Here is a 12,311-nt window from a genome sequence, read left to right on the forward strand (position 1 = left end):
GGCCCCTCCTTGCACCAGGGGTCAGAGGCCCAGGGCGGCGGCGATCTCGTTGCGCAGCTCGGTGACGGCGGCCCGCGCGCGCTGCCGGGCCGCGGGCACGTCGCCGCCGGTCACCGGCTCCACCACCTCCAGGTACGCCTTGAGCTTCGGCTCGGTGCCCGACGGCCGGATCACCACCCGGGCCGCGCCGGTACGCAGGATCACTACGTCCGCGTCGGGGAGCAGGTCGGACGCCTCGGTCACCGGCTGCCCGAGCAGCGTGGTCGGGGTGGCCGCCCGGATCCGCGCCATCGAGTCCGCAATCACCCGCAGGTCCTCCACCCGGACCGAGAGCTGCTCGGTGTGGTGCACACCGAACTCGGCGGCCAGCTCGTCCAGCCGGTCGAGGAGCGTACGGCCCTCGGCCTTGAGACCGGCGGCCAGCTCGGCGACCGTCAGCGCGGCGGTGATGCCGTCCTTGTCCCGGACGTGACCCGGCGCGACGCAGTAGCCCAGCGCCTCCTCGTAGCCGTACACCAGCGGCTCCCGGCCCCCGCCGGCCCGCACGATCCACTTGAACCCGGTGAGCGTCTCGTCGTAGGGCAGGCCCCGGGCCGCCGCCATGGCCCGCAGCAGCGCCGACGACACGATCGTGGTGGCATACAGGCCGGTCACGCCGCGCCGCATCAGGTGGTCGGCGAGCAGCGCGCCCACCTCGTCGCCGCGCAGCATCCGCCAGGACCCGGCGTCGCGTACGGCCACCGCGCAGCGGTCCGCGTCCGGGTCGTTGGCGACGGCGAGGTCGGCGCCGGTGCGGTCGGCGAGCGCGACGAGGAGGTCCACCGCGCCCGGCTCCTCCGGGTTGGGGAAGCTCACGGTCGGGAACGCCGGGTCCGGCTCGGCCTGCTCGGGCACCACGCCTGGAACGCCGAAACCGGCGTGCGCGAACGCGGCGGTCAGCACCGCGCCACCCACCCCGTGCAGCGGCGTGTATGCCACCTTCAGGTCCCGCGGTCCGGCCGGGTCCACCACCGCGGCGGCCTGCTCCACGTACGCGGTCACCATGTCGTCGCCGAGCACCTGACCGGCCGGGCCGAGCGGCACCGCCGCGAGCGGGCCGACCGCCCGGATGGCCGCCTCGATGCCGGCGTCGGCGGGCGGCACGATCTGCGCGCCGGCGCCGAGCTCACCGCCGAGCTGCGCGCCCAGGTAGACCTTGTAGCCGTTGTCCTGCGGCGGGTTGTGGCTGGCCGTGACCATCACCCCGGCGACCGCGCCGAGCTGCCGGACCGCGAACGCCAGCACGGGCGTGGGCAGCGGCCGGGGCAGCAGCAGCGCCGGGCGGCCAGCACCGGTGGCCACCTGTGCGGTGCGCTCGGCGAAGGCACGGGAGCCGCGCCGGGCGTCGTACCCGATCACCAGCGGGCCCTCGCCGCCCTGGGCGGCGAGCCAGCCGACGAGCCCGGCGGCGGCCTGGGTGACCACGGCGAGGTTCATGCCGTTCGGCCCGGCCCGCAGCGGGCCGCGCAGCCCGGCGGTGCCGAACGTCAGCGGGCCGGCGAACCGGTCGGCCAGGTCGGCCGCCGTGCCGGGCAGCCCGTCGAGGACCGTGCGCAGCTCGACGCGGTCGTCCGGGTCCGGGTCGTCGGCGAGCCAGCGCTCGGCGCGTACGCGAAGGTCGTCAAGGTCAGTGGTTTCCGCCGCCATTGCCTCATGAAAGCACGGCGGCGGATCACCACTGGCCGTCGGCCTCGACTCAGTTGGCCGCCGTGAGCTGGAACGAGCCGGCCATCGCGTCGAAGATCGGCTTGCTCTCGGTGAACCGCGCGTCGGTCGAGGAGAGGTAGAACGAGTAGACCTTGCCGTCCTTGACCACGCCCCGCCAGATGCCGTGGCGCATGGACTCACCCTCGCCGCAGGTGTATTCGAGCTGGCCGGCGGTCTGCCCGGCCAGCGGCTGCTCGGAGACCGACACCTCGGTGTAGGGGGCGGGGCAGGTCTTGCTCTTGGTGCTGTTCTTCTTCAGGTTCCGCGAGGCGAACTCGGCCCAGCTGATCGAGGTGCCGCCCCACGCCTCGGCGATGACCCGCACCTTGCGGCCCTCGTCCTCCGGGTCGACGTAGTCGACGTAGAGGCCGCCGGTCTGCCGCTGCCAGCCCTTCGGCACCTGGATGGTCACGCCCTTGACGGTCTGTTCCTGCATCTCCACCGGCGAGGCGGCGGCCGAGTTCGACGGCAGCGCGCCCACGATCGGCGGGGGAGCGTCGTCGCCGCCGCTGGTCAGCGCGATCACGCTCACCAGCAGCACCACGGCGAGACCACCGGCGGCGGCGAGCTGGACCTTGCGCGGCCACGCCTTCACGCGCCCGAGCAGGCCCTTGGCGCCGCCGACCGCGCCGCCACCACCGGCGGCCGGTGGCGAGGTGGCCGCTGTGGTCCAGGGCTGGCCGGTGCCGGGCACCGACCACTGGTTGCCGCCGTACACCGGCTGGGTGGCGTCGACGGTGCGGCCGTAGGCGGTCGGCACCGCCTGCGTCGCGTCCGCTCCGGCGCCCTGGCCGAGCCGCACCGTGGCGTCCGGCGAGATGCGCTGGGTGGCCTCCGGCGTGCCCGGGCCGGACATCGCGCCGGTCGGGGTGTGCAGCGGGCCGGCCAGCGCGTCGGCGCTGGTCTCGTCGAGCGCGGCGGCACCCGCCGCGGGCTTCTCGCCGGCGGGCCGCTCCCCGCGGCGCAGCGCGGCGAGCCGGTCGGTGAGCGACTCGTCCGGGCCGATCATCGCCCGGCCGCCGATCTGCCCGCTCGGCTTCGGCTCCGCCGCGATCGCCGGCGGCGTGGTCGGGCGCGGCACCGGCACCACCGCGTACGGGTCGGTGACCGAGTTGACGGCTGTGGCGGTGCTGGTCAGCGGCCCGGCGAGCAGCTCGCGCAGGTTGGCGCGGGCCCGGTGCACGTCCATCCGGCGGGCCGGGTCCTTCTCCAACAGCCCCATCAGCACGCCGGTCAGCGGGCCGCTGCGCTGCGGCGTGGCGGGCGGGTCCTCGACCACGGCGTGCATGGTCTCGATCGGGTCGCCCTTGTCGAACGGGGGCCGGCCCTCGACCGCTGTGTAGAGCGTCACGCCGAGCGAGAACAGGTCGCTCGGCGGCCCGAACTCCTGGCCCATGGCCCGCTCGGGCGAGATGAAGTGCGGCGAGCCGAGCACCATGCCGGGCGTGGTGAGCTGCACGTCGGTGGGCATCCGGGCGACGCCGAAGTCGGTGAGCACGCAGCGGCCGTCGGTGCAGATCAGCACGTTGGCCGGCTTCACGTCGCGGTGCAGCACGCCGATCGCGTGCGCCACCTCCAGCGCGCCGAGCAGCGCGATCCCGATCTTGGCGACGGCGCGCGGAGCGACCGGCCCGTCCTCGATCACCATGTCGGCCAGGCTGCGGGCGTCCAGCAGCTCCATCACGATCCACGGGCGGCCACCCTCGGTGACCACGTCGTAGACCTGCACCACTGCCGGGTGCTGGATCGCGGCGGCGGCACGGGCCTCCCGCAGCGTCCGTTCGTAGAGCGCGTCGCGGTCGCTCGGGGCGAGCCCCGGCGGGAGGACGACCTCCTTGACCGCCACATCACGGCGCAGCAACGTGTCTGTGGCCCGCCAGACCGTGCCCATGCCTCCGTTGCCCACCGGGGAGCGCAGCGAGTAGCGACCACCGATGGTGGTGCCGGGCGCCGCGCGTCCAGTGGGGGGACTGGCCGGTCCGCCGCTCCACGTCGGAATCTGAGTCACAGAAAAGCCACCGGGGGATATCGAGGGGGCTGGGACACAACCCCTCTATCTTGCTGGTTCCGACGCCCGATGCGAAACCCGACGCGGCGGGCGTTTACCTACTCGACGGTATGTGGTCGGTCGCTCACCTCCGGTGGGTCGCCGCGAGGTGTGCGGTATCCCTCACCCACCAGGCGGTCTGCGCGTCCTACCATCCGGTAATGAGCGATGCGCGGTCAAGCGAGTCGGGTTTCCCGATCCAGGGCGTCTACACGGCGGCAGACCTTCCGGCGGACCTGGACGCCCGGCTGGGCGAGCCGGGCGAGTTCCCGTACACCCGCGGGGTCTACCCGACGATGTACACGTCCCGGCCCTGGACCATGCGACAGTACGCCGGGTTCGGCACCGCGACCGAGAGCAACGCGCGCTACCACCAGCTGCTTCGCGCCGGCACCATGGGCCTGTCCGTCGCGTTCGACCTGCCCACCCAGATGGGGTACGACTCGGACGACCCGATCGCGCACGGCGAGGTGGGCAAGGTCGGCGTCGCCATCGACTCCATCGAGGACATGCGCACGCTGTTCGGCGGCATCCCGCTGGGCAAGGTCTCCACCTCGATGACCATCAACGCGCCCGGCTCGGTGCTGCTGCTGCTCTACCAGCTCGTGGCCGAGGAGAACGGCGTGCCCGGCGCGGCGCTCAACGGCACGATCCAGAACGACATCCTCAAGGAGTACATCGCCCGGGGGACGTACATCTTCCCGCCGAAGCCCTCGCTGCGGCTGGTCGCCGACACCTTCGCCTACTGCCGGGCCGAGGTGCCGAAGTGGAACACCATCTCCATCTCCGGCTACCACATGGCCGAGGCCGGCGCGTCGCCCGCGCAGGAGGTCGCGTTCACGCTCGCCAACGGCGTGGAGTACGTCCGCGCGGCGCTCGCCGCCGGGCTGGCCGTCGACGACTTCGCGCCCCGGCTGTCGTTCTTCTTCGTGGCACGCACCACGCTGCTGGAGGAGGTCGCGAAGTTCCGCGCGGCCCGGCGCATCTGGGCCCGGCTGATGCGCGACGAGTTCGGCGCGAAGAACCCGAAGTCGATGATGCTGCGGTTCCACACCCAGACCGCCGGCGTGCAGCTCACCGCCCAGCAGCCGGAGGTGAACCTGGTCCGGGTGGCGGTGCAGGGCCTCGGAGCGGTGCTCGGCGGCACCCAGTCGCTGCACACCAACAGCTTCGACGAGGCCATCGCGCTGCCCACCGAGAAGGCGGCCCGGCTGGCGCTGCGGACCCAGCAGGTGCTGGCGTACGAGACGGACCTGACCGCCACCGTCGACCCGTTCGCCGGGTCGTACGTGGTGGAGGCGATGACCGCCGAGGTGGAGGCGGCCGCCACCGAGCTGATGGACCGGGTCTTCGACCACGGTTCGGCGGTGGACGCGATCGAGGCCGGGTTCCAGAAGCGGGAGATCGAGCAGTCCGCGTACCGGATCGCCCAGGAGATCGACTCGGGTGAGCGGGTGGTGGTCGGGCTCAACCGGTTCCGGATCGACGAGGAGGAGCCGTACGAGCCGCTGCGGGTCGACCCGTCGATCGAGGCGGCGCAGGGGGAGCGGCTGGCCCGGCTGCGCGCGGAGCGGGACTCCGGCGCAGTCGAGCGGGCCCTGGCCGAGCTGCGCGCCGCCGCCGAGGGGGACACCAACGTGCTCTACCCGATGAAGGAGGCGCTGCGCGCCCGCGCCACGGTCGGCGAGGTCTGCGGGACGCTGCGCGAGGTGTGGGGGATCTACCGGCCCAGCGACCGGTTCTGAAACTGTCCGGAGGCGGCCCCGTCGTACACCCTCGGTGTGCGGCGCGGGCCGCCTTCGCGTGTGCGATTCGGCGATTCGGGTAACCGGATCGGGTGAACGGGACGGACAGCGTGTGCGGTCGGCGGTCGGACGCTCGTGTCACCGTCGGGAGTCTTCCGGCAGCCGACAGTTGTCGTGCAATTGTCGGAGCGGCAGTTAATTGCCGCGACTAATGCGACAATTCGGAACGACGGGTCGTTATTTGTGACCGATGAAACGGTTACGCGTTGTAGGAGGTGGGAGGCGGATGACGGCGTTCGACCGCGATCTACCTGCTGTCCCGCAGATATTCGAGCCCTCTCACCAGGGCATTCGTGACGCTGCGCGGTCCGACCGCTACGCGAAAGATGTTGCGCAGCGTCACCGTCGGAGGTCTAGGCTGTCTGCTGTCCGACCCGAAGATCCATCCACTTCTAGTGATCGAGAATTCGACGTGACGAGTGCGTTGACGCTGCCTTCCGGCGGCCTGCTGTCGTCGTCCCGGCCCGAGGCGCCGACCGGTTACCAGCCCCTGCCCTTCGAGCTCGACCATCTGCTCGCGCTGCGCGTACCCGGCCTCATCGAAACGCGCCGTCACATCCACTCCCACCCGGAGTTGTCCGGCGAGGAGTTCGAGACGGCCGCGCTGGTGCACCGTGAGCTGTCCCTCGCCGGTCTCAAGCCGCGCCTGCTGCCGAAGGGCAACGGCGTCATCTGCGACATCGACGGACGCCCGGACGGTCCGGTCATCGCGCTCCGCGCCGACATCGACGCGCTGCCGCTGAGCGACCCGAAGGACGTGCCGTACCGCTCGACCGTGGAGGGCGTCTGCCACGCCTGCGGCCACGACGTGCACACGTCGGTGATGCTCGGCGTCGGCATGCTGCTGGCCCAGCTCGCCGACACGGGCCGCCTCGACGGCCGGGTCCGGCTGATCTTCCAGCCGGCCGAGGAGATCCTGCCCTGCGGCTCGCTGGAGGTCATCGAGGCCGGTGGCCTGGACGACGTGGTGCAGATCTTCGCGCTGCACTGCGACCCGAACCTGCCGGTGGGCAAGGTCGGCCTGCGGGTCGGGCCGATCACCGCCGCCGCCGACAACGTCACCGTCCGGCTCACCGGGCCCGGCGGGCACACCGCCCGCCCGCACCTGACCGTCGACCTGGTGGACGCGCTCGGCCGGCTGGTCACCGAGGTGCCGACGCTGATCAGCCGCCGGGTGCCGGCCAACAGCGGGCTGCTGCTGGTGTTCGGCCACGCCTCGGCCGGCACCCGTTACAACGTCATCCCGTCCGAGGCGTGCGCGGCCGGCACGCTACGCGTGATGGACCGCGACACCTGGGACCAGGCGCCCAAGATCGTCGCTCAGGTGGTGCGGGACGTGCTCGCGCCCACCGGCGCCACAGTCGACCTGGAATACCTGCGCGGCCGGCCCCCGGTGACGAACGACGCCCGCGCCATCGGTGTGCTCACCGCGGCCACCGCTGCGGCGCTCGGCCCCGACGGCATCGCCGAGACGCCGCAGAGCATGGGCGGCGAGGACTTCTCCTGGTACCTGGAGCACGTGCCGGGCGCGCTCGCCCGCCTCGGCGTCGGTCGCAGCGGTCCCAACGTGGACCTGCACCGGGCCTCGTTCGACGTGGACGAGCGCGCCATCGAGGCCGGCGTACGCCTCATGGTCCAGACCGCGCTGCGGGCACTGGCGGCGGCGCGCTGACCGGACCGCCGAGCGGCCCCGGCGGCATCGGCGCCGCCGGGTTCGGGCCGGGCGGCGGCGTCCGCCGGGCGCGCACCCGGCGCCGCCACAGGAGCAGCAACCACAGCGGTACGCCGATCACGACCGCGAACGGCAGCACCGCGCCGAGCACTGTGAGCAGGACCCGGGCCGAGGCCAGGAACGCCGTCCAGCCGCCGCCCAGCCCGGCCAGGAAGCCGAGGTCGGCCTCCTCCTCGGCGGTGCTGGCGTCCTGACCGAGGAACGTCACGGTGATGGTGGACAGCGAGGTCAGGTCCGCGAGCCGGCGCTTGCGGGCCTCCAGCGCGGCCAGGTCGGCCTGCCGGGTGCCCACCTCGTTCTCCAAGCGGACCAGCTCGTCCACCGACGTGGCCCGGGCCAGCAGCTTGCGGGAACTCTCCACCCGCGCCCGCTGGGTGGCGATCCGGGCGTCCAGGTCGACCACCTGCTCGGTGACGTCCTCGGTGCGGATCTCCCGGCGCTCCTGCCGGCCGAGACCGGCGAGCCGGTCGATCACCGCGGCGAACCGGTCCGCGGGCACGCGCAGCGTCAGCGCCGCCCGCGCCTCGGCGGCCCGGCTCGACCGCCGGTCCGCGCCGACGAATCCGCCGGCCGCCGTCACCGCTGTGGTCGCCTCCCGCGCGGCGGCCTCCACATCGTCCACCCGGACCTGCATGGTTCCGGTGTAGATGATGGACCGCTGGTCGACCCGCAGGTCAGCGCCACCGGTGCCGCCCGGAGCGGCCTGGTCGCGATCCGCGCCACCGCTGTCCGCGCCGCCCTCGGCGGCCTGCTCGCGCCCCGCGCCCCCGTCGGCCGCCGGCGCGGCCGAGTCGCTGCCGGAGTCCCCGCCCGCGCCGCAGGCGCCCACACCCAGTGCCGCTATCAGACCCACAGCCACCAGGGCCACGCCCCGGAGTCGTCGTCCGCCCATACCCCGTACTCCGATCGTCGACGGCCCCGACTGCCGGGACCGATACCTCGGACGTGACGCGTGGTCGCGCCGGTTCCGGCAGACTGCGCTGAGGACATCACGATTCGATAATCGAGGAGTCACGATGCAGGTGACCAAATACGCCCACTCCTGTCTCCGGCTGGAGCACGACGGTGCGGTGCTCGTCGTCGACCCGGGTGTCTTCAGCGATCCGGCGGCGCTGGACGGCGCCGACGCGGTGCTGATCACCCACGAGCACCCGGACCATGTGGACGTCGCCGCGCTGACCCGGGCGCTGGAGCGGCGGCCGGTGCCGGTGCACGGTCCCGCCTCGCTCGCCGGGGTGCTCGGCGACGCCGCCGAGGCGCTGGTGACGGTCGAGCCCGGACAGTCGCTCACAGTCGCCGGGACGCCGGTGCGGACGTACGGCGGGCAGCACGCGGTCATCCACCCGGACATTCCGGTGATTCAGAACATCGGCTACCTCTTCGCCGACGTGGTGTACCACCCGGGCGACGCGTTGTTCGTGCCCGACGACGTGCAGGTGGACACGCTGTTCGCCCCGATTCACGCGCCCTGGTCGAAGTTCTCCGAGGTGCTCGACTTCATCCGCGCGGTCGCGCCGCGCCGGGCGTACGCACTGCACGACGGGCTGCTCAACGACAACGGCTTCGGTGTGCTGGACCGGCAGTACACGGCGATGTCCAACACCGACTACCGCCGTCTGGAGCCGGGCACCCGGATCGACGCCTGAGCATGGCCGAGGTGCCCGCGGAGGTGGTCCGGCAGCTCTACGCCACGCCGCCGGACCGGTTCGTCGCGGCCCGGGACGCCGCCGTCGCGCAGGCGCGGCAGTCCGGCGACCCGCATACCGCCCGGGAGATCGGCAAGCTTCGCCGGCCCACAGTGGCGGCGTGGCTGGTCAACCTGCTGGCGATCCGCCGCCCCGAGCTGGTCGCCGACCTCACCCAGCTCGCCGAGTCGCTGCGCGCCGCGCAACGCGACCTGCGCGGCGGCACGCTGCGGGAACTCTCCGCGCAGCGGCGCGCCGTCGTGGGCGCGCTGGTGGCGGAGGTACGCCGGCTGGCCGCCGCCGAGCCCGCCGCGCCCCCGGCCGGGAAGCTGCCGCTGGGCGAGGTGGAGGCGACACTCAACGCCGCGTTGTCGGACACCGAGGTGGCCGAGCAGGTACGCGCCGGACGCCTGCTGCGGGCCAGCCACTACGCCGGGTTCGGCGAGGTGCCCCGCCCCCAGCTCCGGCTCGTGACAGGGGGCGAGGAGGCGCCGGTCGTACCGGATCGGGCGGCCGAGCGGGCCGACGCGCGCCGGGCCCGCGACGAGCGGGCGGCGCGGGCCGAACGGGCCGGGCGGCGGCGGACCGCGACCCGGGAGCTGACCCGGGCCCGCGCGGACCTGGACCGGGCCGAGAAGGAGCTGGCGACGGCCGACGCGGCCGAGCGGGACGGCGCCGCGACGCTGGACCGGATCGAGACCGAGCTGGCCGAGCTGGAGCGTCGCCGGGCCGTCGCCGAGCAGGAGCTGAGCCGGGCCCGGCTGGCCCGCCGGGGCGCGGAACGGGCGGTCACAGCTGCCCGGCGCCGCGCCGGTGAGGTGGAGGCCGTGTTGGAGGCGCTCGACGCCGAAGAGGGGGATGCCGACACCGGTGACCACGCGGCAGACTGAGCGTGATGAATGGCTTCGGTGGAGTGACGGTGACGGGCGGCCGATGACTCCGGAACAGCTCGCCGCCGCCTGCAAACCGCTGGTGCTCGAACTCGGGGAGGCGTTCGCCCGCTGCCCGTCCACGCTGCGCCGGGCGCGGCTGCTGGGCATCTCCGGATGGGCCTTCTACATCACCGGGCGGGCCGGTGCGCTCGGCGACGTGCGCGCCGAGACGGTGGCCGCGGCGCTCGGCTTCATCGCGCCGGAGGCGGTCACGGACGGCTGGGACGCCGCCGCGCGGACCGTCCCGCCGCTTGAGGTGGCCGCCGCCAACCTGGCCGAGTGCTGCCGGTGGGGCACCGCCCGGCTGGGCGACGGCGCCGAGTCGTCGCGGCTCGCCGCGCTGCTGGGCCGGGCGGTCGACGCGGCGGACGGCAGCGGCATGCCACTGTTCGCCGCATGGCGGGCCATGCCCGTGCCCGATCCGTCCCCGGGTGCGCGGGCGGCTGTCGGCATGCTGCTGCTGCGCGAGCACTTCGCCGGGGCGTACCTGCTGGCGGTGCGCGCGGCCGGGCTGACGCCGCTGGAGGCGGTGCTGGCCGGGCCGGAGGGCGAGGCGGGCGCTGCGGCGTGCGGCTGGGTGCCCCCGTACCCGCCGGTCGGGCCGCTGGTGCGGCGCCGGCTGTGGGCCGAGGCGGTGACCGACCGGCTGGCGTCGGCGGCGTTCCGCGCGCTGGACGCGGCCGAGGGCGCTGAGCTGCTGGGTCTGCTCGGCGCCGCGAGGCTACGCGCCCGCGGCGGATAAATGGGAGGCGATCCGGCCGGTCCGGCTGCCAGGATCTGGCCCGTGACGCTCCCCGCCGGCTGGTCGGCCCGCCGCCCGACCCTCGACGACGTGCCCGCGATCCTCGCGGTGGTGCACGCCTCCGACACCTTCGCCGTGGGCTACCCGGACTTCGACGACGAGGACGTGCGGTCCGCGCTGACCGCGCCGTTCGTCGACCCGGACCGGGACTCCTGGCTGGTCACCGACCCGGACGGTACGGCGGTGGCCTGGTCGATCCTGGCCAACCCGAGCGGCGTGGGCCGGGAGTGGGTGGACGTCCTCGTCGACCCCGACCGCGGCGCCGACCTGCGCGCGCCGCTGCTTGCCCGGCTGCTGGAGCGCGTCGCCGAGCGGGCCGCCGAGCGCGGCCTGCCCGCGCTGACCGCGCGCACCGGGGTGTACGCGCCGGAGACCCGCTGGGCCGGTGAGCTGACCGAGGCCGGGTTCACCCGGATCAAGCGCTACATCCGGATGAGTCGCTCGTTCGCCGACCTGCCCGCCGAGCCGGCGCCCCCGCCCGGGGTGACGGTGCGGTCGCTGCGCGCCGACGACGAGAGCGACCTGCGGCTGTTCCACCGGATCTACGACACCGCGTTCCGGGACACCCCGGACCACGACCCGCTCGACTTCGAGCAGTGGCGGGAGCTGCTGCCGTCGTACGGCAAGGTCTGGGACGAGTGGTTCCTGGCCGAGGTCGACGGCGAGCCGGCCGGTGCGCTCCAGTCCTCCGACCAGGCGCTCGACCAGGACCTCGGGTGGGTGCGGACGCTGTCGGTGCTGCCCGCGTACCGGCGTCGCGGGGTGGGTGCGGCGCTGCTGCGCCGGGCCTTCGCGGTCTACGCGGCGAAGGGCCGCGCCGGGGCCGGGCTGGGCGTCGACCTGGCCAACCCGACCGCGCCGGTCACGCTCTACCGCTCCGTCGGGCTGGTGGAGGAGCGCTGGACCGACATGTACGAGCGGAGTGTGCCCGCCTCGCGGGTGTGACCCGGCACCCGCGTACCGGGGTCGCCGAGCGCCCGTAGGGCCGCGCGGCGCAGACTGTCGGTGTGGGAGACGCGCTACGCGGACGCGGTGCCGGTGGGGCGGGACCGCAGCTCGGTGACGTAGTCGTCCGGCGCGCCCGCCTTCTCCGCGGCGTTCGCGATCTCCGAGAGGTACCACGCCGTGGGCAGCCCGCCCTCGTACCCGTCGAACACGTAGACCCATGCGGTCACGTCGCCGTCGAGCGTCGAGACGCGGACGGTCAGCCTGCGGTACGTCTCGGCCGTCACGCCCTCGATCTCGTCGAGCTGCGCGGCGTCGTACGGGTGGATGTCGTAGAGCGCCACGAACACCCGGTCACCGGGGGACTCGACCACGGTGCTGACCGAGCCCTCCCACCCGATGACGTCCTCGCCGGCGAAGGTGAGCCGCCACCCCTCAAGCCAGCCGGTGCCCACCATCGGCGAATGCGGGCAGTAGGCGCGCATGCGGGCGGGGTCCAGGTTCGAGCCGTAAGCAGCGTAGAGACGCACGGCGACGACGATAGCCCGGCCGACGGGTGGGGGAGAATACGACAGTGCGTGTCGGACGGGACGGGGAGAAGAAAGTCACTGTGAGCT

Annotated in this window: 10 protein-coding genes; 6 read left to right on the plus strand and 4 right to left on the minus strand. The window is 73.8% G+C overall.

Annotated features, from left to right (window positions below):
• Window positions 1-21: 21 nt before the first annotated feature.
• On the minus strand, window positions 22-1,686 hold the full coding sequence (locus tag IF06_RS0110415) for a phospho-sugar mutase (protein ID WP_013284011.1): 1,665 nt from the start codon (window positions 1,684-1,686) through the stop codon (window positions 22-24).
• 49 nt (window positions 1,687-1,735) lie between these two features.
• Window positions 1,736-3,754 carry a serine/threonine-protein kinase gene (locus tag IF06_RS0110420; protein WP_013284012.1) on the minus strand — a complete coding sequence of 673 codons (2,019 nt, stop codon included), beginning with the start codon at window positions 3,752-3,754 and terminating at the stop codon, window positions 1,736-1,738.
• A gap of 200 nt (window positions 3,755-3,954) precedes the next feature.
• Between IF06_RS0110420 and IF06_RS0110425 the strand changes: the two genes are divergently transcribed.
• Both IF06_RS0110425 and IF06_RS0110430 read left to right on the plus strand, forming a co-directional pair.
• On the plus strand, window positions 3,955-5,538 hold the full coding sequence (locus IF06_RS0110425) for an acyl-CoA mutase large subunit family protein (protein WP_013284013.1): 1,584 nt from the start codon (window positions 3,955-3,957) through the stop codon (window positions 5,536-5,538).
• A 472-nt stretch (window positions 5,539-6,010) separates the two neighbouring features.
• Window positions 6,011-7,270, plus strand: a complete 1,260-nt coding sequence (locus tag IF06_RS0110430; RefSeq protein WP_013284014.1) for an amidohydrolase — start codon at window positions 6,011-6,013, stop codon at window positions 7,268-7,270.
• Here the strand turns inward: IF06_RS0110430 and IF06_RS0110435 are convergent.
• The gene (locus tag IF06_RS0110435) at window positions 7,227-8,222 is read right to left on the minus strand and encodes a DUF4349 domain-containing protein (protein WP_013284015.1); all 996 of its coding nucleotides are present in this window, start codon (window positions 8,220-8,222) and stop codon (window positions 7,227-7,229) included. The two genes, IF06_RS0110430 and IF06_RS0110435, sit on opposite strands and share 44 nt — an antisense overlap.
• A 124-nt stretch (window positions 8,223-8,346) precedes the next feature.
• Between IF06_RS0110435 and IF06_RS0110440 the strand changes: the two genes are divergently transcribed.
• From IF06_RS0110440 to IF06_RS0110455, 4 genes are read left to right on the plus strand one after another with little or no spacing between them, the layout of a single operon-like run.
• Window positions 8,347-8,976, plus strand: a complete 630-nt coding sequence (locus IF06_RS0110440) for an MBL fold metallo-hydrolase (protein WP_013473986.1) — start codon at window positions 8,347-8,349, stop codon at window positions 8,974-8,976.
• A gap of 2 nt (window positions 8,977-8,978) precedes the next feature.
• Window positions 8,979-9,905 carry a hypothetical protein gene (locus IF06_RS0110445; RefSeq protein WP_030270558.1) on the plus strand — a complete coding sequence of 309 codons (927 nt, stop codon included), beginning with the start codon at window positions 8,979-8,981 and terminating at the stop codon, window positions 9,903-9,905.
• A gap of 43 nt (window positions 9,906-9,948) precedes the next feature.
• A complete protein-coding gene (locus IF06_RS0110450) occupies window positions 9,949-10,689 on the plus strand; it encodes an SCO6745 family protein (protein ID WP_013284018.1) in 741 nt (246 codons plus the stop codon).
• Window positions 10,690-10,731: 42 nt separating this feature from the next.
• A complete protein-coding gene (locus IF06_RS0110455) occupies window positions 10,732-11,694 on the plus strand; it encodes a GNAT family N-acetyltransferase (protein ID WP_013284019.1) in 963 nt (320 codons plus the stop codon).
• Window positions 11,695-11,768: 74 nt separating this feature from the next.
• Here the strand turns inward: IF06_RS0110455 and IF06_RS0110460 are convergent, their stop codons facing one another.
• Window positions 11,769-12,224 (minus strand): gamma-glutamylcyclotransferase, encoded by a 456-nt coding sequence (locus IF06_RS0110460; RefSeq protein ID WP_013284020.1) that lies wholly within the window; start codon window positions 12,222-12,224, stop codon window positions 11,769-11,771.
• Between the last annotated feature and the right edge of the window lie 87 nt (window positions 12,225-12,311).

Origin of the sequence: Micromonospora globosa, from assembly GCF_000717585.1 — a bacterium.
GTDB classification, from domain to species: domain Bacteria; phylum Actinomycetota; class Actinomycetes; order Mycobacteriales; family Micromonosporaceae; genus Micromonospora; species Micromonospora aurantiaca.

Bases quoted from the DNA above. Each gene is read 5' to 3' on its own strand.
- IF06_RS0110415 (WP_013284011.1), bottom strand. From the start codon at position 1,686: ATGGCGGCGGAAACCACTGACCTTGACGACCTTCGCGTACGCGCCGAG.
- IF06_RS0110425 (WP_013284013.1), top strand. From the start codon at position 3,955: ATGAGCGATGCGCGGTCAAGCGAGTCGGGTTTCCCGATCCAGGGCGTC.
- IF06_RS0110435 (WP_013284015.1), bottom strand. From the start codon at position 8,222: ATGGGCGGACGACGACTCCGGGGCGTGGCCCTGGTGGCTGTGGGTCTG.
- IF06_RS0110440 (WP_013473986.1), top strand. From the start codon at position 8,347: ATGCAGGTGACCAAATACGCCCACTCCTGTCTCCGGCTGGAGCACGAC.
- IF06_RS0110445 (WP_030270558.1), top strand. From the start codon at position 8,979: ATGGCCGAGGTGCCCGCGGAGGTGGTCCGGCAGCTCTACGCCACGCCG.
- IF06_RS0110450 (WP_013284018.1), top strand. From the start codon at position 9,949: ATGACTCCGGAACAGCTCGCCGCCGCCTGCAAACCGCTGGTGCTCGAA.